This is a genomic window from Oerskovia sp. 140933, from assembly GCF_059651515.1.
The window spans coordinates 196,357-213,677 of record NZ_JAMXIO010000001.1 but is presented as its reverse complement, the minus strand read 5'-3'; the positions used below and the strand labels follow the sequence as shown (position 1 = coordinate 213,677).

The 17,321-nt window shown below is 72.8% G+C and carries 17 protein-coding genes and 1 tRNA gene; 9 read left to right on the top strand and 9 right to left on the bottom strand.

The annotated features are described in order from the left end of the window. The first annotated feature begins 45 nt into the window (after positions 1-45). Positions 46-1,557, top strand: a complete 1,512-nt coding sequence (locus NHG27_RS00950) for a dihydrolipoyl dehydrogenase family protein (protein ID WP_497014445.1) — start codon at positions 46-48, stop codon at positions 1,555-1,557. Positions 1,558-1,588: 31 nt separating this feature from the next. On the opposite strand, the gene NHG27_RS00945 is transcribed toward NHG27_RS00950, so the two are convergent. The 3 genes from NHG27_RS00945 to NHG27_RS00935 all read right to left on the bottom strand — a co-directional run bounded on the left by NHG27_RS00945 (position 1,589) and on the right by NHG27_RS00935 (position 4,102). Beyond that, entirely contained in the window at positions 1,589-2,563 is a 975-nt protein-coding gene (locus NHG27_RS00945) for a glycine betaine ABC transporter substrate-binding protein (protein ID WP_497014444.1), read from the bottom strand. A gap of 121 nt (positions 2,564-2,684) precedes the next feature. Beyond that, positions 2,685-3,365, bottom strand: coding sequence for an ABC transporter permease (locus NHG27_RS00940; protein ID WP_193721170.1), 681 nt, complete (start codon positions 3,363-3,365; stop codon positions 2,685-2,687). Beyond that, the gene (locus NHG27_RS00935) at positions 3,362-4,102 is read right to left on the bottom strand and encodes an ABC transporter permease (RefSeq protein ID WP_193721169.1); all 741 of its coding nucleotides are present in this window, start codon (positions 4,100-4,102) and stop codon (positions 3,362-3,364) included. Before NHG27_RS00935 ends, NHG27_RS00940 begins: the two co-directional genes overlap by 4 nt. 68 nt (positions 4,103-4,170) lie before the next feature. Between NHG27_RS00935 and NHG27_RS00930 the strand changes: the two genes are divergently transcribed. After that, positions 4,171-5,217, top strand: coding sequence for an ABC transporter ATP-binding protein (locus NHG27_RS00930; protein WP_193721168.1), 1,047 nt, complete (start codon positions 4,171-4,173; stop codon positions 5,215-5,217). A gap of 65 nt (positions 5,218-5,282) precedes the next feature. Further along, on the top strand, positions 5,283-6,203 hold the full coding sequence (locus NHG27_RS00925; RefSeq protein WP_193720641.1) for an ATP-grasp domain-containing protein: 921 nt from the start codon (positions 5,283-5,285) through the stop codon (positions 6,201-6,203). A 123-nt stretch (positions 6,204-6,326) separates the two neighbouring features. On the opposite strand, the gene NHG27_RS00920 is transcribed toward NHG27_RS00925, so the two are convergent. Then, positions 6,327-6,806 carry an aromatic ring-opening dioxygenase LigA gene (locus NHG27_RS00920; RefSeq protein WP_497014443.1) on the bottom strand — a complete coding sequence of 160 codons (480 nt, stop codon included), beginning with the start codon at positions 6,804-6,806 and terminating at the stop codon, positions 6,327-6,329. A gap of 297 nt (positions 6,807-7,103) precedes the next feature. Here NHG27_RS00920 and NHG27_RS00915 point away from each other — a divergent pair, with 297 nt between their 5' ends. Further along, on the top strand, positions 7,104-7,496 hold the full coding sequence (locus tag NHG27_RS00915; protein ID WP_497014442.1) for a nuclear transport factor 2 family protein: 393 nt from the start codon (positions 7,104-7,106) through the stop codon (positions 7,494-7,496). Between the two features lie 79 nt (positions 7,497-7,575). Here the strand turns inward: NHG27_RS00915 and NHG27_RS00910 are convergent, their stop codons facing one another. The 4 genes from NHG27_RS00910 to orn form a co-directional block, all read right to left on the bottom strand. Beyond that, complete coding sequence (locus tag NHG27_RS00910; RefSeq protein WP_193720644.1) at positions 7,576-8,850, bottom strand: class I SAM-dependent methyltransferase; 1,275 nt, start codon at positions 8,848-8,850, stop codon at positions 7,576-7,578. Further along, positions 8,847-10,199, bottom strand: coding sequence for an FAD-binding oxidoreductase (locus tag NHG27_RS00905; RefSeq protein WP_497014441.1), 1,353 nt, complete (start codon positions 10,197-10,199; stop codon positions 8,847-8,849). The genes NHG27_RS00910 and NHG27_RS00905 overlap by 4 nt, the downstream gene beginning before the upstream one ends. A gap of 182 nt (positions 10,200-10,381) precedes the next feature. After that, positions 10,382-10,457, bottom strand: a tRNA-His gene (locus NHG27_RS00900). A 70-nt stretch (positions 10,458-10,527) separates the two neighbouring features. Next, a complete protein-coding gene (gene orn / locus NHG27_RS00895) occupies positions 10,528-11,253 on the bottom strand; it encodes an oligoribonuclease (protein ID WP_497014440.1) in 726 nt (241 codons plus the stop codon). Positions 11,254-11,383: 130 nt separating this feature from the next. On the opposite strand from orn, the gene NHG27_RS00890 reads away from it, so the two are divergent. After that, positions 11,384-11,959: a type 1 glutamine amidotransferase domain-containing protein gene (locus tag NHG27_RS00890; RefSeq protein WP_497014439.1), complete on the top strand. Its 576-nt coding sequence runs from the start codon at positions 11,384-11,386 to the stop codon at positions 11,957-11,959. Between the two features lie 121 nt (positions 11,960-12,080). Here the strand turns inward: NHG27_RS00890 and NHG27_RS00885 are convergent, their stop codons facing one another. Beyond that, positions 12,081-12,230, bottom strand: coding sequence for a hypothetical protein (locus tag NHG27_RS00885; protein ID WP_193720647.1), 150 nt, complete (start codon positions 12,228-12,230; stop codon positions 12,081-12,083). A gap of 149 nt (positions 12,231-12,379) precedes the next feature. On the opposite strand from NHG27_RS00885, the gene NHG27_RS00880 reads away from it, so the two are divergent. The 4 genes from NHG27_RS00880 to NHG27_RS00865 all read left to right on the top strand — a co-directional run bounded on the left by NHG27_RS00880 (position 12,380) and on the right by NHG27_RS00865 (position 17,224). Next, positions 12,380-13,150 (top strand): phosphatase PAP2 family protein, encoded by a 771-nt coding sequence (locus tag NHG27_RS00880; protein WP_497014438.1) that lies wholly within the window; start codon positions 12,380-12,382, stop codon positions 13,148-13,150. A 206-nt stretch (positions 13,151-13,356) separates the two neighbouring features. Continuing rightward, a complete protein-coding gene (locus tag NHG27_RS00875; RefSeq protein ID WP_497014437.1) occupies positions 13,357-15,240 on the top strand; it encodes a GmrSD restriction endonuclease domain-containing protein in 1,884 nt (627 codons plus the stop codon). Positions 15,241-15,293: 53 nt separating this feature from the next. Beyond that, positions 15,294-15,944, top strand: a complete 651-nt coding sequence (locus tag NHG27_RS00870; RefSeq protein ID WP_497014436.1) for an ArsR/SmtB family transcription factor — start codon at positions 15,294-15,296, stop codon at positions 15,942-15,944. Next, positions 15,941-17,224 carry an MFS transporter gene (locus NHG27_RS00865; RefSeq protein ID WP_497014435.1) on the top strand — a complete coding sequence of 428 codons (1,284 nt, stop codon included), beginning with the start codon at positions 15,941-15,943 and terminating at the stop codon, positions 17,222-17,224. Before NHG27_RS00870 ends, NHG27_RS00865 begins: the two co-directional genes overlap by 4 nt. The last annotated feature ends 97 nt before the right edge of the window (positions 17,225-17,321 follow it).

The following is a 17,321-nucleotide window of genomic DNA, read 5'->3' as shown; positions in this document are numbered from 1 at the left end:
GCGCCCGGCGGGCAGCCGCGCGGGGTCCGGGCCACGATGGGAGGCATGAGCACCGACCCGCGCACCCAGGCCACCCCCGACGAGACCTTCGACGTGATCGTGATCGGTGGTGGGCCCGTCGGGGAGAACGCGGCAGACCGCGCGAGCCGGACGGGGCTGAGCGTGGCCGTGGTCGAGGCCGAGCTCGTCGGCGGCGAGTGCTCCTACTGGGCGTGCATGCCGTCCAAGGCGCTCCTGCGCCCGGGCGCGGCGCTCGCGGCCGCCCGTGCGGTCCCGGGCATCGAGGCGAGCCCCGTGCTCGACCCCGCGCCGATCCTCGCGCGCCGCGACGAGATGGTCTCGCACTGGGACGACTCGGGCCAGGTCCAGTGGCTCGACGGCGCCGGGATCTCGCTCGTGCGCGGGCTGGGCAGGCTGGTCGGACCGAGGCTCGTCGAGGTCAGCCCCGAGGACCCCGACGCCGACGTCGACGACCTCCCCGAGACCCGCCTGCTCGCCGCCCGGCACGCCGTGATCGTCGCGACGGGCAGCGTGCCCGTCCTGCCCGACACCCCCGGCCTCGCCGAGACCGACCCGTGGAGCAGCCGCGAGGCCACGAGCGTCCAGGACGTCCCGACCTCGATCGCGATCCTGGGCGGCGGGGTCGTGGGGGTCGAGATGGCGACGGCGTTCCACGACCTGGGCTCGGAGGTCACGCTGCTCTCGCGCGGGCACCTGCTCAGCCGTTCCGAGCCGTTCGCGGGCGAGGCCGTCGCGGCAGGACTGAAGGGGATCGGCGTGGACGTCCGCCTGGGCGTGAGCGTCACGGGAGCGACCTCCCTGCCCGACGGCGGCGCTCGCCTCGCGTACGACGGCCCGCAGGGCAAGGGGTCCGTCGCGGCCGCGCAGGTCCTCGTGGCGACGGGTCGCGTGCCGCGCACGATGGACCTGGGTGTCGACGTCGTCGGGCTGGAACCGGGCAAGGCGCTCGCGGTCGACGACCAGATGGAGGTCCAGGGCGTCGACGGCGGCTGGCTGTTCGCGTGCGGGGACGTCACGGGGCGCGCCGCGACGACCCACCAGGGCAAGTACGAGGGCAGGGTCGTGGGGGACGTGGTCGCGGCCCGGTTCGGGAGGGCGACGCCGGAGGAGGCGGCCGCGGCCGGTGCCGGGGGAGAGCCGCCCGAGCCGTGGAGCCGCTATGCCGCGACGGCCGACCACGGCGCGAGGACGCAGGTCGTGTTCTCCCGCCCCGAGGTCGCGTCGGTGGGGCTGACCGAGGCCGAGGCCAGGAAGGCGGGGATCGCGGTCAAGGCGGTGTCGTACCGGCTCGGCTCCGTGTCCGGGGCCGTGCTCGTTGCGGAGGGGTACGAGGGCACCGCGCAGATCGTGGTCGACACCGACCGGCAGGTGATCGTGGGCGCGACGTTCGTGGGGCCGGACGCGGCGGAGATGCTGCACGCCGCGACCATCGCGATCGTCGGGCAGGTGCCGCTTGCACGCTTGTGGCACGCTGTGCCCGCCTACCCGACGATCAGCGAGGTCTGGCTACGGCTGCTCGAGACGTACGGCCTGTAGCCGTCGCGCTCCCGAGCAGCCGCCTGCTCGGTCAGCCGAGCTGGCCGTCCGAGGAGAACACGAGGCCGAGCACGATCTCGCCCTGCAGCAGGGCGGCCTTGGTGAGCGGGCCACCCACGTCCAGGTTCACGAAGTTGGTGATATCGAGGCCGTACGTCTCCTCGAGGCCCGGCTCGCAGAACGCGCGCTCGGGGCACTCGGGCCCGGCGCCCAGCGTGATGCCGCCGGGGCAGGCCTTGGCGAGCTCGCTGAGCGTCGACACGTCGTGCTCCTCGGCGAAGGCCGTCGTGACGGCGAACGCGTTCTGGTCCTGGGCCGACGACGGCTCGCCGAACGTCAGCCCCTTCTCGGCGCCGAGCTCACGCAGGGCCGCGACCGTGGTGTCGAGGTCACCGCTCGCGAGGGGCTCGGCGTCGGGCCCGTTGATCTCCTTGTTGAGGAACTCGGTGAGCGTGCCCACGTACTCCGGGAACACGGAGAGCTGGCCCGACTCGAGCGCGGGCAGGTACGTCTCACGGGCGTCGACGGTCTGGACCGTGACGTCGTAGCCGGCCGTGCGCAGCACCGCCGCGTAGATCTCCGCGAGGGTCGTGCTCTCGGAGAAGTTGGCCGCGCCCACGACCAGGGACGTCCCGGTGCCCGGCGTGGAGGTCGCCCCGAGCCCCTGCTCCTCGACGAACTGCAGGGCGACCTGCGAGGACGTCTGCCGGTCCACGTCGACGGCCTTGTTGAGCGAGATGAGCGTGTCGGTGTCGAGGGCTGCGGACACGGTGTCGAGCAGCTCCAGGACCTCCGGCTGGTCCGCGACGGCCGCCGCGTTGGCCGCAGGGATGATGTTGTCGACCGTCTGCAGGTGCTTGTCGTCCTCGAGGACCACGAGCTGGTCGCCCGCGACGGGCTCGCAGACGGTGCCGCTCGCGGTCGACGAGGAACCGTCGGACGCTTCGGTGCCGGACGAGCCGGCCTCGCCGCAGGCGGCGAGCGCGACGACGAGGAGGGCGGACACGGACAGGGTGCGCAAGGTGGTGGATCGCCGTGACATGGGTGTCAGGTGCCTCTCGGTCGTCGGCTCGCACGGACAACCCATTCCACCCCTCGGCGGGGGCACCGGCAACCGGAGTGCCTGCTCAGCGCACGGTTCCCGCCTTCATGCGCAGCGGCGCGGGCGTCACGGCCCGCTGGACGAGCGCGAGCACGGCGTCCACCAGGAGGCACAGCACCGCGATCACGACACCGACGGCGAGGACCTGCCCGTAGCGCTGGTTGGAGAACCCCACGCGCAGCGGGACTCCCAGGCCGCCGCCCCCGACGAACGCCGCGAGCGTCAGGACCGCGATGACCTGGACGATCGCGGTGCGCAGGCCGGCCGCGATCAGCGGAACGGCGAGCGGGACCTCGACGAGCCAGAGCGAGCGCCGTGACGACATCCCCATGCCGCGGGCGGCGTCCTTGACGTCGGGGTCGACCTCGGCGACGCCCGTGTAGGCGTTCGCCAGGACGAGGGGGATCGCGAAGATCACGGCCGAGATGACCGCCGCACGGTCCCCGAACAACCCGCCGGCCGCGAGGATCAGCAGGATCCCGAAGGTCGGCAGGGCGCGGGACGTGTTGACGATCACGATCGTCGGGCCCGCGCCGCGTCCCGAGTGGCCGAGCCAGATGCCCGCGGGCAGCGCGACGAGCGCGGCCAGCAGGACGGCGACCGCGGTCATCTCGAGGTGCTCGCCCGTGCGGACCAGCAGGCCCTCGGGGCCGGTCCAGTTGAGCGGGTCGTTGAGCCACGTCAGGGCCTCCTGGACGACGTTCATGCCGTGCGCTCGCTCGCGGCCTCGGACGCCCGGGCGGCCGACGCCACGCTCGCCCTCCGGCCCGTCGCCTGCCCCGTCGACGCCGGTCCCCGGGTGCGCGACCATGGCGTGAGCACCCTGCCCAGCAGCAGGAGCAGCAGGTCGAGCACGACCGCGAGCAGCAGGCACAGGACGGTCGCGGTCATGATCTGCGCGTTGTAGCTCGAACGGAAGCCACGGAACATCAGGGTGCCCAGGCCGCCGAACCCCGCCACGAAACCGACCGTGACGAGCGCCACGGTCGAGACCGTCGCGAGCCGCACGCCGGTCATGATGCTCGGCAGCGCGTTGGGCATCTCGACCGAGGCCAGCAGGCGCGTCGGGCCGTACCCCAGCCCCTTGGCGGCGTCCCGCACGTCCGGGTCGACGCCCTGCAGGCCCACGAGGATGTTCCGCACCAGGATGAGCAGCGCGTACATCACGAGCCCGATCAGCACGGGCGTGCGGCCGATCCCCGTGAAGGGGACGAGGATCGAGAACAGCGCGAGCGAGGGGATCGTGTACATGACGCCGGTCGTGCCGAGCACGGGCACCGCGAGCCAGCGCACGCGGTGCGCCAGCGCAGCGAGAGGCAGGGCCACGACCAGGGCGATGAGCACGGCCTGGACGGTGATCGTCGTGTGCTCGACGAGGGCCTGGGAGATCTCTCCCCAGTTGTTCTGGACGTAGCTCCACGAGAACCACGGGTTGGGCGGCATGTCGTCGAACCTATCCCGAGGCCGCGACCGGTCGCGCGACGGATGGTCGCGCCGGGTAGCGTCGTGGCATGGCGAGCACCCCGACCGGCACGGCCGAGACCACCCCGGCGTTCCCGACGATCACCGACGAGACGGCCATCGTGTTCGACGGCGTCCGCAAGGAGTACCCCAACGGGACCGTCGCCGTGGGGGACCTGTCCCTGAGCGTCCGCGAGCACGAGATGCTCGCGCTCGTCGGCCCGTCGGGATGCGGCAAGTCGACGACCCTGCGCATGACCAACCGCCTCGTCGAGCCCTCGGCCGGGCGCATCCTGCTGCGCGGCGAGGACATCACGCAGGGCGACCCCGTGGCCCTGCGCCGCCGGATCGGGTACGTCATCCAGAACGTGGGACTCTTCCCGCACCGGACCGTCGCCCAGAACGTCGCGACCGTGCCCGGGCTGCTCGGCTGGGACAAGGCGCGCACGCGCGCGCGGGTCGGCGAGCTGCTCGAGCTGGTCGGCCTGGCCCCCGACACCTACGCCAAGAGGTACCCGCACGAGCTCTCGGGCGGCGAGCGCCAGCGCGTGGGCGTGGCCCGCGCGCTCGCGACCGACCCGCCCGTCCTGCTCATGGACGAGCCCTTCGGGGCGGTGGACCCCGCCGGGCGCCGCCGGCTCCAGACGGAGTTCCGGCGCATCCAGCGCGAGCTCGGGACGACGGTCCTGTTCGTGACCCACGACATCGACGAGGCCGTCCACCTCGCGGACCGGATCGCGGTGTTCAGCTTCGGCGGGCACCTCGAGCAGCTCGCCGAGCCGCTGACCGTCCTGGCGCACCCCGCGAGCGACGCGGTCCGCGAGTTCATCGGGGACGGCGCACCGGTCCGCATGCTCGGGCTCGCCGTGGTGCAGCGCGGCGACCTCGACGGACCCGAGCTCGTCTCCGCCCCGGCTCCCGACCCGATCGTCCTGGGCGCGCCGCTGTCCGTGGCGTTCGAGGCGATCGCCGCGCTGCCCGGCTCCGCGATGGGCCGGGTGCCCGTCGCGGACGAGGCGGGCGACGTCGTCGGGTCCCTGACCGCGGACGGGATCCTCGCCGCGCTGCGGCGCACCGCGGACGCCGCCGCGGCCTAGCGGCGCGACGGAGATCTCACCTGCCGCGCGTGTACGCCGCGCGCAGGGCGTCTAGGCTCGTACGCGTGACCACCACAGCGCGCATCGCCCTCGCCACCTGTTCCGTCCTCCCGCACCTCGACCCCGACGACGCCCCTCTCGTGGGAGCCCTCGCGACCCGAGGGATCGAGGCCGTGCCGACGGTCTGGGACGACGAGTCGGTCGACTGGTCGGCGTTCGACGCGGTCGTCGTGCGTTCCGCGTGGGACTACGCACCCCGCCGCGACGAGTTCGTCGCATGGGCCGAGCGCGCGGGCCGCGTGCTCAACCCCGCCGCGGTCATCAGCTGGAACACCGACAAGCGCTACCTCAAGGAGCTCGAGGAGCAGGGCGTGCCGGTCATCCCGACGCTCTGGCTCGACCCCAGCCAGAACCTGTCCTCGCGAGCGATCCACACCCGCCTGCCCGCGCAGGGGGACTTCGTCATCAAGCCCGTCGTGAGCGCCGGCGCCAAGGACACGGGCCGCTACCAGTCGGGCGAGGCGCACTCGCGCGGCCTCGCGATCCAGCACGCCAAGAACCTCCTCGTCTCCGGGCGGCAGGTCATGGTCCAGCCCTACGTCCGCAGCGTCGACACCGCGGGGGAGACCGGCCTGATCTTCATCGACGGCGAGTTCTCGCACGCCGTCCGCAAGAACGCGCTCCTCACGGGGCCGCACCGCCCCACCCAGGGCCTGTACAAGCAGGAGGAGATGAGCCGCTTCGAGGCGAGCCCCGAGCAGCTCGCGGTCGCGCAGCAGGCGCTCGCGGTCGCCGCGGGAGCGGTCCCCGGGCAGGAGCCCAACCTGTACGCGCGCGTCGACCTGGTGGGCGGGGACGACGGCGCCCCCATGGTCATCGAGGTCGAGCTCACCGAGCCGTCGCTCTTCTTCTCGCTCGGCAAGGGGGCGCTCGACCGCTTCGCCGACGCGGTGGTCCAGCGGCTCGCGGAGGCACCTGGCGCCTGAGCCTGCACGAGCGTGGCGCCGTGTCGGGCGCGGTGCGCGGCCGACACCGGACGTGATGAAGGGCCGACGAGCGGGTGCTCGTCGGCCCTTCACCATGCCGGGAGAATCGTGGAACGTGCTCCGTCAGGCGTTGACGACCTCGGGGGTGGGGTTCGTGGATCCGTCGATGACCGCGGGGGCTGCGCCGAGCTGACGGAGGGCGTAGCCGATGAGGCCGAAGAGGACGCCGAGGCCCATGACCAGTGCGCTGACACCGTAGGAGACGACCGAGGTGAAGAGCGAGGCGCGCAGGAACGAGCCGTTCATGACGACCGCGCGGGTCGGGTCCTCCTTGTCGAGCTCGGCGTAGGTCTTGCCCTCGCTCATGTTGAGCGCGTGCTCGTTGATGATCTGGGCCTGCGCGAAGGCGGTGAAGGGCCCCTTGACCTCGGAGCCGGCGAACATCGACGCGTCCTCGGAGACGGTGATCTTCTCGGCGGCGAGCTGCGAGGTGATGGTGGCCCAGGTGCCCGCGCCGGCGAGCAGCAGGACGATGCCTGCGACGATCGAGAGCGTACCGATGAGGCGGACAGAGCGGGCGGGGCCAGCGGTGCGGGCGGTCATGATGATGTTGCTCCCAGAGGAAGAGGTCGGTGCGACCTGAGGTGAGAAGAAGAGGTGGATCCTCGTCGCGGACCCTATGTGGGGAGCGCTTCGATAAGTCGACTCTACGGGCCTTGTGAACGCCTTCACAAGCGCCTGGCTGTGGCCTGCGTCACGCGGAGGTGACAAAGTGTCAACGTGCGGAGAATCCGCGGAATGACGGGCGTCCGAGCGTAGAGCCAAAGGGAGTCTGACCACCGGGACGTAGGTCCTGCGATGCCGTCCGGACCGTACCAGGCAGTGACGGGAGAGGACCCGATGAACCACAGGACGGACCACGACCTGGCACGCGAGCTCGAGGCCGTCGAGGAGGCCTGGGGACGAGCCATCGTCGCCGACGACCCCGACGCGATCGGCCGGTTCACGACCGACGACTGGCAGATCATCGGCGAGGACGGTGCCACCACCCGCGAGGACTTCCTGAGCCTCGTCCGGTCGGGAGACCTCACGCACGAGTCGATGGGCAGGATCACGGGCAGCGTGCGAGACCTCGGAGACGTCGCCATCCTCACCGGACGCGGCACCAGCACCGGCCGCTACCGGGGGCAGGCGTTCGGCTCCGACGAGTGGGTCACCGACGTGTTCGTCCGCGGCGCCGACGGGTGGCGGTGCGTGCACACCCACCTCACGGCCGCGCGCGACGAGACCTGACCCACGCGCCCACGCGCTCGAGCCCCCGCCCGTCCGTCAGGGCGGGCCCGGGCTCCCGAGGCGAGCGGCGGCGTCGGGCCTACGGCGTCCAGTCCGGACGCAGCGGGAAGTCCGCCGCCCCACCCGGCTCCGGACGGACCGCGAGGACCTGGTGGAGCTGGATCTCGTTGCGCTCGAACGCCAGCCGCGACCCCGCCATGTACAGGCCCCACACCCGGGCCGTGCCGATCCCGACGTCGGCTACGCACTCGTCCCAGTGCCGCGTCAGGTTCGCGCACCACTCGCGCAGCGTCATCGCGTAGTGCTCGCGCAGGTTCTCCGCATGACGCACCTCGAGCCCCACGTCCTGCATGGTCGAGATGATCCGGCCAGACCCCGTGAGCTCGCCGTCCGGGAACACGTACCGGTCGATGAACCCGCCCGCACGGGGGCGGGCGGTGTTCGTCGGGCGCGTGATCGAGTGGTTGAGCAGCCGACCGCCGTCCCGCAGGCGCCCCTGGAGGAACGTGAAGTACGAGCGGTAGTTCGCGACCCCGATGTGCTCGGTCAGCCCGATCGAGCTCACCGCGTCGAACCCGGCCTCCGTGACGTCGCGGTAGTCGCCGTACCGGACCTCCGCGAGGTCACCGAGGCCCTCGGCCTCGATCCGCGCCTGGGCCCACTCGGCCTGCTGCCGGGACAACGTCACCCCCAGGGCCCGGACCCCGGACCGGGCCGCGTGCCGGACCATGCCGCCCCATCCGCAGCCCACGTCGAGCAGCCGCATGCCCCTGCGCAACCCCAGCTTGCCCGCGACCAGGGCGTACTTGTGCTCCTGGGCCTCCTCGAGCGTGGACTGCGGGGTGGGGAAGCACGCGCACGTGTACGTCATGGACGGCCCCAGGACGTGGGAGTAGAACGCGTTCGACACGTCGTAGTGGTGGCTGATCGCGTCGGCGTCGCGCCGGCGCGAGTGACGCAGGCCCTCGGTGAGCCGGCGCAGCCGCGACAGGTGCTCCTCCGGGGGTGGTTCGGGCGGGCGCAGGACCCCCAGGCCCAGGCCGCGAGCGATCCGCGCCGCCTCGGCAGGGCCCGGGCGGCGCAGCCTCAGCCCGTCCGCGGCCGCCCGGAGCAACGGGTACGGGTCCCCGCCCGGCACGCCCTCGACCTGCAGGTCGCCCGCCACGTAGGCCCGCGCCAGGCCCAGCCCGCCGGGCGCCGTCGCGACGTACCGCAGGCCGCGCTCGTTGGCCAGGTGCACGTGAAAGGGCGCCTCCACCGGACCTGCGCTCGACCCGTCGTACGCGCTGAACCCGAAGGGCAACGGGGCATCGGTGAGCTGGTCCAGCACGTCGGCCACCGCGATCTGCGTCATGCTCCCTGCACCGCCTTCTCGTAGAGGGTCGGCGTGCGTCCCGCCGGGTCGTACCGGTCCTTGACGGCCGCGTAGTCGAGGCCGCCGTACAAGGTGTCGAACGTCTCGCGCCCGTACGTGGACGTCGAGTACAAGGACTTGTGGCCGTGCCGGACCGCGACCGCCATCTCGATCTGACGGTTGACGTCGCCGTCACGCCGCCCCTCGGCGATCGGGACCCCGCCCCAGAAGCCCACGTTGACGTACGCACGGTGCGGCTCGAGCGGGTACAGCGGCCACGGCTCGGACGAGGCGAGCCGCAACGGGCACAGCCACACGGGCGTCATGGGGACGTGCCCCGTGAACCACGCCATGAAGCTCTCGAGCTGGTCGAGCGGCACCTCGACGTCCTGCACGACCCGCTCGTTGCGCGGCCGGTGCCGCAGGTCCGCAAGCCTCCCCGTCAGGTCCCACCGCTCGTCCAGACCCACGATCCGCCGGTACACGTCCGAGCGCCGCCACCGGCGCGGCCACAGCCTGCGCACGACAGGGTTCTGCACCCCGAACGCGCGCGAGCACCAGAACCAGTCCGTGTCCCAGCGCCACAGGTAGTCGAGCGTGCGCAGGACGTCCGTGGGGCGCTCGCGCAGCGAGAGGTAGTAGATCCGCTGCCCCGTGTAGTCGCTCGGCGCGGGGCGCAGCGCGCGCGCCTCCTCGCGGGCCGCGTAGCGCCCCAGGCACAGGTACACCTCGCCCGGAGCGAACAGGACCCCGTCGCAGAAGTCGACGCGCTCGCCGTCCCACGACCCGTCCGCCGCGATCTTGGCGACCGCGGAAGCGACCTCTGCGACAGAGTGGAGGCGGACGTTGCGGAGCGCGACGAACGGCTCCGCCCGGTCGAGGCGCAACCGCACGCGCGTCGCGTAGCCCAGCGTCCCGTACGAGTTGGGGAACGCGTGGAACAGGTCGGCGTGCTCGCCCGTGGGCGTCGCCGTGACGACCTCGCCCGACGGCGTCAGGACGTCGATCTCCAGCGCCGCCTCGTGCGGCAGGCCGTTGCGCAACGAGCTCGACTCGATGCCGAGACCCGCCAGGGCGCCGCCGACCGTGATCGTGCGGAGCTGCGGGACGACCGTCGGGACCAGGCCGTGGGGGAGCGTGACCGCGACGAGGTCCTCGTACGTGCACATGCCCTGCACGTCCGCGGTGCCCGCGGCGTCGTCGACCGAGATCACCCCCGTCAGGCCCGACGCGTCGAGACCCGGCCCGGGAGACGGGCGTCTGGGGCGGAACAGGTTGGTCGTCCGCTTCGCCAGGCGCAGCGGACGATCGGGCTCGACGGCGGCGGAGGAGCGCACCAAGGCAGCCACGGCCTGTTCATGCTGGTGCTCACCACGGACGGCAGTGTTCGCGGAGGCTGACACCTCACCCACTGTAGGACGGGCTGGCGGACCCGCCACCGGTGAGCGGGATCACACGGCTCCTCGACGGTCGCGCGAGGTCGGGAGAAGCAGAAGAGGCCCCTCGCGCGAACGCGAGGAGCCTCTTCCCGTGGGGTGAGTAACGGGACTTGAACCCGCGACCCCCTGGACCACAACCAGGTGCTCTACCAGCTGAGCTATACCCACCACGGCCTGCTCGGGTTCCGAGGAACCGTTCTAGCAGCCGTCGAAAAGTGTACCTGGTTTCTGAGGGCTCTCAGGACAGGTTTCCGGTGCCGGTCCCGGTCGGGGCGGGACCGAGGTCCGTGGCAGGGCTCTCGGCCGCCGCGTCGGTCCCGGCGAAGGGCGACTTCCCGAGCGTCGTCCCGACCGACGTCTCCTTGATCCGCTCGGCGATCGCCTTCGCGGTCCGGGAGTCCGTGCCGGGCTGCGGCACGAAGAGCGCCTCACGGTAGTAGCGCAGCTCGTCGATGCTGTCGAGGATGTCGCCCAGCGCCCGGTGCCCGCCCGTCTTGGCGGGCGACGCGAAGTACACGCGCGGGTACCAGCGGCGTGCGAGCTCCTTGATCGAGGACACGTCGACGATCCGGTAGTGCAGGTGACCCACGAGCTCGGGCATGTCCCGCTCGAGGAACGTCTTGTCCGTGCCGACCGAGTTCCCCGCGAGCGGAGCCTTGCCGGGCTCGGGGACCCAGGTCCGGATGTAGTCGAGCACGCGGGCCTGCGCGTCGGCCATGGTCGTGCCGCCGGGCAGCTCCTCGAGCAGACCCGACGTGGTGTGCATCTCGCGGACGAAGTCACCCATCTGCTCGATCGCCTCGGCGGGTGGCGTGATGAGGACGTCGACCCCCTCGCCCAGGACGTTCAGCTCGGAGTCGGTGACGACGGCGGCGACCTCGATGAGCGCGTCGGCGCCCAGGTCGAGGCCGGTCATCTCGCAGTCGATCCACACGATGCGGTCGTTGGTGTTCACAGGGCTCACGCCCACAGCCTAGGCCGTGAGGGACGACACGGCGGCCCGCCCTGCGAGCCGGACGGGCCCGACCTACGGTCGAGGTGGACCCGGGGGCACCCGTTCCCGGGTGCTCCACCACGACGAGAAGGAGACATCCATGGCTGACACCGACCTGGCAGGCCGTCGCGTCCTGGCGATCGTGACCAACTACGGCGTCGAGCAGGACGAGCTGGTGGTGCCGGTCGAGCACCTGCGCTCCGCGGGCGCGGAGGTCGACGTCGCGGCCGTCACGAGCGACGTGATCGAGACCCTCGTGGGCGACCAGGACCCTGGTGCGACCGTCGAGCCCACGCTCCGGCTGCAGGACGTCGACCCGGCCGGCTACGACCTGCTGCTCGTGCCCGGGGGGACGCTCAACGCCGACTCGCTGCGGCTCGAGGGGAAGGCGATCGAGGCGGTGCGGTCCTTCGCCACCTCGGGTCGACCGGTCGCCACGATCTGCCACGGCCCGTGGGCGCTCGTCGAGGCGGACGTGCTCGCCGGCAAGACCCTCACGTCCTACCCGTCGCTGCGCACCGACGTCCGCAACGCGGGCGGCTCCTGGGTGGACCGCTCGGTCGTGACCGACGACACGGGCGGCTGGGTCCTCGTGACGTCGCGCACCCCCGACGACCTGCCCGACTTCCTGCGCGAGGTCGACGCGGCCGTGCGTGCGAGCGCCCCGCGCCCCTGACGGCCCGGGCCTCACCCGGACGGCGCGTCGCGGGCAGCGCGAAGGCCCTGACTCCCCGTGCGGGGAGGTCAGGGCCTTCGTCGTGCGGGTGCCCGGCGTGGAGCCGGGGAGCCGGGCCGGTTCATGCGGTGTCGCGGGGCCGGCGTGCCTCGCGGGTGTGCTCGGGCAGTCGCGTCGTCGTCCGACGCAGGTTCCTGCGGCGGAGGGTCTGCTCCTGGAGCTGTTCGCGCCGACCGAGGTCGGCGACGTCGAACATGAGCTGTGGATGCATGGTGGTGTCTCTCGTGACGTCGGATTCGTGGACCTGGCCGGGTCCTCCACCGCCCGGTACGGACCGGACGGGCGCCACCGCGGTGATGGGGGCCACACTTCCACCTCCTCGCCGAGCGGCGCACCCCTTTTTCTCCCTAGGCTCCTGGGATGAACCACGACGACGAGGCGCGCGACGCCCGAGGTGACGTGAGCACGGGGGAGAGCGCGCCGTCGGGCACGGGCGAGGTGTGGCGTGCGCGGCTCGTCGCCGCGCTGCCCGGACTGGTCCTGATCGTGATCGGTGTGCTGGGCTTCCTGGTCGTCTACGACTCGGTGCGCGAGCGGGAGGACCTCTGGTTCGCCGACGACGTGGTCCTGGGCTGGATGGTCGCGCACCGCACCGCGACCGCGACCGCGGTCCTGACGTTCATCACGAACATCTTCGGGCCCGTGGTGCTGCCGATCGTCGTGGCCGCGGCCTGCCTGTGGTGGGGGCTCGCGACCAGGCGGTGGTGGGAACCGGGGCTGCTCGTGGGGGCCATGATCGCGTCGACGCTCACCTCGACCCTGCTCAAGATGCTCGTCGCCAGGCCGCGGCCCGACGAGTCCGACATGGTCGTCGCGGGCGTCGAGCACAGCTTCTCGTTCCCGTCGGGGCACACGATCGGCGCGGCGACCCTGGTGCTCGTCGGCGGGTACCTCGTGTGGCGGCAGTGGAAGGAGGGGCGGCAGCGTCGGCTCGTGTTCGTCCTGTGGGTCGTGGTGAGCGTGGTCGTGATCGTCGTGGTCGGCGGGAGCCGGCTCTACCTCGGGTACCACTTCGTGACCGACGTGCTCGCGGGCGCGAGCCTGGCCGTCGCGGTGCTCGGTGGCGTGGTCGTGATCGACCGGCTGCACGACCTCGCGCGCGACCGGCCGCGAGCGATCGCCGCGGCCTGAGCGCCGCCCGAGCCTCGCCCTGAGGGCTCCGCACGGGTGAATTCCGCACGGGGGCGGGCTGTGGACCAGCCAGTTCCCAGGGAAACGCTCGAGTTCTCTCCGGCCCTCGCGTCCGGTCCGAGGGTTGTGCACTACCTTGAGCGCGCACGACCGACCGCGCGCACCGGCTTCACGGCACCGCACGGCACGACCCGGAGGACGCGGTGATGGCGAAGAAGTCTGCTGGTGGAGCCCCTGGCCTGATCGCCCTGGTCGTCGGGGTCGCCGTCGCGTACTACGCGGTGACCTGGCCCTACCAGCTGGGGACCTGGATCGCGGTCGAGATGGGCGCCGGGCTGCCCTCGACGCAGCGGTCGGTCCTCGGGTGGGTCTTCGAGGTGCTCTACCTCGTGGTGCTCGCCCTGCTCGGAGGGCGGTGGCTGTGGGTGCGTCACCGCCGGACCGCCGGACCGCCGCCGTTCGACGAGGGCACGGCGGACCTCGTCCTCGCCATGATCGACGGCGCCGTCCCGCGCTCGGACGTCCGGGTGCCGGGCAGCGAGAAGGTCCGGCTCGTGCTCGACGGCGTCCGGCTCGTCGAGCCGCGGGGGCGCGCGGGGGCCAAGGTGCCCACGGCGGTCGGGCAGGGGACGCTGTTCGTGACCGACAAGGCCGCACGGTTCGTCGGGTCGGACGGGCGGGCGCGCGTCTGGAAGTGGGCCTCCGTCACCCAGGTCGTGCGGGGCGCCGACCACGTGCGCATCGACGTGGCGACCCGTGCCCTCGAGTGCGGGGTCGCGTTCCCGCGCGGGGCCGAGGTCGCGGGTGCCACCGCCGTCCTGTGGGCTACCCGCGCGGCGCAGGGGGCGAGCGCCGACGAGCTCGGTCAGATCGCCGAAGGGCTGCGGGAGACCGCACGGTCGGTCGAGCGACAGGCCGCCGCTCAGCCCGCGGCGCCCCGGCCGCTCTCGCAGCGTGCGCGCCTCACCGCCGTCGCCGCGGTCGCGGCGACGGCGCTCGTGTCGACCGGCGCGGTCGCGGTCGCGATCATGGCTTCGCCCGCCGCGGGCCCCGTGATCGAGGCCGACGCTGCCACGCGGATCGACCTCCTCGACGCGCCCGAGGTCGGGCTGGTCGAGGTCGACCCCGAGGTGGTCGCGGCGAGCGACGCCGTGACCGCCGACCCGGCCGACCTCGTGCGCTTCGACGACGCGGTGGTGGGGGCGGGCGCCGAGACCGCGCTCGCCACGCTCGAGGTCAAGGGCCGCGCCCCGAAGACCGGGTACGACCGTGAGCAGTTCGGGCCCGCGTGGGCCGACACCGACCGCAACGGCTGCGACACCCGCAACGACCTGCTGCGGCGCGACCTGACCGGCGAGACCTTCAAGCCCGGCACGCAGAACTGCGTCGTGCTCACCGGAACCCTCGCCGACCCGTACACCGCGACGACCATCGCGTTCCAGCGGGGGAGCGCGACCTCGAGCGCGGTCCAGATCGATCACGTCGTCGCCCTGTCCGACGCCTGGCAGAAGGGTGCGCAGCAGCTCGACGCCGAGACCCGGAAGAGGTTCGCGAACGACCCGCTCAACCTGCTCGCCGTCGACGGGCCGGCCAACCAGGCCAAGGGCGCGGGCGACGCCGCGACCTGGCTCCCGCCGAACCGCGCCTACCGCTGCGAGTACGTCGCGAGGCAGGTCGCGGTCAAGGCCGCCTACGGACTGTGGGTCACGCAGGCCGAGCGCGACGCGATCGCGCGCGTCCTGTCGGACTGCCCGGGGCAGCTCCTCCCGACCGGTGACGGCGCCTACGCGGCCCAGGCGGCGCTCGAGCCCGCCGGCGACCCGGTGGTCCCGGTCGTGCCCGTGCCGGTCCCGGCGCCCGGGCCGGATCCCGTGGTGGTCCTTCCCGACCCGGCGCCCGTCGTGGTTCCCGACCCGGTGCCGGTCCCGCCGGCCCCGGCCCCTGCTCCGGAGCCCGAGCCCGCCCCGGTCGACGTCTACTACCAGAACTGTGACGCGGTGCGGGCTGCGGGGGCGGCCCCGATCGTCGACGGCGACCCCGGGTTCCAGCGCAAGTTCGACCGTGACGGGGACGGGGTCGGGTGCGAGTAGAGGATTCTAAAGAACCCTTGCGCAAGGCTTCTTTAGAGCTGTAGCGTGCGGACATGACGCTCACGTCCGACGACGACGCTCATCCGCCCGCGCACGTCCCCGTGCCGGCGCAGCGCGAGGCGATCACGACCTCCGACCCGGAGCGCATCCGCGCCCTGGCGCACCCGCTGCGCCTCGCGATCCTCGACCTGCTCGACGACGAGGGACAGGCCACCGCGACGCGCTGCGCCGAGGTCACGGGGGAGTCGGTCGCGAGCTGCTCGTTCCACCTGCGCATGCTCGCCAAGTACGGGTTCGTCGAGCCCGCCGAGAGGATCGGCCGCGAGAAGCCGTGGAAGCCCGTGGGCTCGAGCCGGAACTCTCGGTACGACCCCGAGCAGCCCGGGTCGCTGCGGGCCACGGGGGAGCTCGCGCGCATGGTCGTCGACCGCGAGGCGGCTCGCGTCAAGGACTGGATCGACAGCGCGGCCCACGAGTCGCCGGAGTGGGTGCTGGCCTCGCTGATGACCAAGAGCTCGTTCTGGGCCACGGCGGAGGAGCTCGACGAGCTCTCGCGTGAGCTCGAGAGGATCACCGACCGCTTCGAAGGGCGCTGGGCTCACCCCGAGCTGCGGCCCGAGGGCGCACGGCCCGCGCGGTTCTTCGGCGTCGTCAACGCGGACCCGGCCGCCCCGGGGGCTCGGGCCGACGAGCCCCGCTCATGACCACGGACGCCGGGGCGGTGCCCGTCGAGCGCGCCCTGCGCACGCGCCCCTTCGCGTTCCTGACGGTCGCATGGGGCTTCACCAACTTCGCGGACTCGGTGCTCGCGATCATCTTCGCGGTCTGGGTCAAGGACCTCACCGGCTCGAACGGGACCGCGGGCCTGGTGTTCGCGGCCCTGGGCCTTCCCGCGCTCGTCTCGCCGCTGCTCGGCCAGGTCGCGGACCGTGTCTCGCGCCGGCGCATGATGGTCGTCGCCTACCTCGTCGGCGCGGTCTCCCTGCTCGCGCTCTTCGCGGTCCGGGGCCCTGACCAGGTCTGGTTGATCTTCGTCGTCACGGTCCTCTACTCGGGGATCGGGTTCGTGACGGCCGCGGCCCAGTCGGGGCTCGTCCGCGACCTGCTGCCCGACGAGGCGCTCGGGCCGGCGAACGGGCGCCTCACGACGATCGACCAGACGTTCCGGCTCGTCGTGCCCGTCGTCGGCGCCGGGGTCTACGTCGCGGTCGGGCCGCTGCCGCTCGTCGTCGCGGCCGTCGTCGCGTTCGTGGTCGCGGCGTTCTTCGTCTCGCGCATCGTGCTGGTCGAGACGCCCCCGACCCCGCTGGCGGAGCGTGAACCGTTCCTCGCCGAGGTCACGGCGGGTTTCCGTCACCTGGTCCGTACCGCGCCGCTCGGTGTCCTGACGGTCGCGCTCGCGGTCGCGTTCGGGGCTGTGGGAGTGCTCAACGCGGTGAGCTTCGCGATCATCGAGAACGGCCTGGGGCTGGGCCCCGAGATGCTCGGACCGATCGTGAGCGTCCAGGGCGTCACGGCGATCGTCGCCGGGCTCACGGCGGCCCGCATGATCGGACGGATCGGGTCGCAGCGTCTGGTCGCGCTCGCGCTCGCGCTCGTGACGCTCGGCATCCTGCCCGCGCTGGGCACGAACCTCGCGGCGATCGTCGTGGGCATGGGCGCGATCGGGCTGGGCGTGACGTGGGCGATCGTCGGCTTCGTGACCGAGCGCCAGCTCAAGACCCCGGCCACGCTCCAGGGACGGACGTCGGCCGCGACGAACATGCTGCTCAACGTCCCGCAGCTCGTCATGACCGTGGTCGCGGCGGGCGCCGTCGGGGTCCTGGACTACCGCGTGCTCGTGGGCGTGACCGCTGCCGGGCTCGCTGCCTCGGCGCTGCTCGCCCTCACGGGTCCGCGCGCGACGACAGGGGAGGACGTCGCGGCGCGGTCCGGGGCGCCCGCGTCAGGTGCGGACGAGCCGAGCGCACCCGCGCAGCCGTAGCCGAGCATCCGCCCGGCGCCGGCCGCCTCGCGGACGGTCCCACGCCCGTCGCGCGGGTGCGGGAGTCTCGGCCGAGGTGTCACAGGCGAGGTCCGGC

Coding starts and splice junctions, on each gene's coding strand:
- NHG27_RS00950 (WP_497014445.1), top strand. CDS start 46: ATGAGCACCGACCCGCGCACCCAGGCCACCCCCGACGAGACCTTCGAC.
- NHG27_RS00940 (WP_193721170.1), bottom strand. CDS start 3,365: ATGAACGTCGTCCAGGAGGCCCTGACGTGGCTCAACGACCCGCTCAAC.
- NHG27_RS00935 (WP_193721169.1), bottom strand. CDS start 4,102: ATGCCGCCCAACCCGTGGTTCTCGTGGAGCTACGTCCAGAACAACTGG.
- NHG27_RS00930 (WP_193721168.1), top strand. CDS start 4,171: ATGGCGAGCACCCCGACCGGCACGGCCGAGACCACCCCGGCGTTCCCG.
- NHG27_RS00920 (WP_497014443.1), bottom strand. CDS start 6,806: ATGACCGCCCGCACCGCTGGCCCCGCCCGCTCTGTCCGCCTCATCGGT.
- NHG27_RS00915 (WP_497014442.1), top strand. CDS start 7,104: ATGAACCACAGGACGGACCACGACCTGGCACGCGAGCTCGAGGCCGTC.
- NHG27_RS00910 (WP_193720644.1), bottom strand. CDS start 8,850: ATGACGCAGATCGCGGTGGCCGACGTGCTGGACCAGCTCACCGATGCC.
- NHG27_RS00890 (WP_497014439.1), top strand. CDS start 11,384: ATGGCTGACACCGACCTGGCAGGCCGTCGCGTCCTGGCGATCGTGACC.
- NHG27_RS00885 (WP_193720647.1), bottom strand. CDS start 12,230: ATGCATCCACAGCTCATGTTCGACGTCGCCGACCTCGGTCGGCGCGAA.
- NHG27_RS00880 (WP_497014438.1), top strand. CDS start 12,380: ATGAACCACGACGACGAGGCGCGCGACGCCCGAGGTGACGTGAGCACG.
- NHG27_RS00875 (WP_497014437.1), top strand. CDS start 13,357: ATGGCGAAGAAGTCTGCTGGTGGAGCCCCTGGCCTGATCGCCCTGGTC.
- NHG27_RS00870 (WP_497014436.1), top strand. CDS start 15,294: ATGACGCTCACGTCCGACGACGACGCTCATCCGCCCGCGCACGTCCCC.
- NHG27_RS00865 (WP_497014435.1), top strand. CDS start 15,941: ATGACCACGGACGCCGGGGCGGTGCCCGTCGAGCGCGCCCTGCGCACG.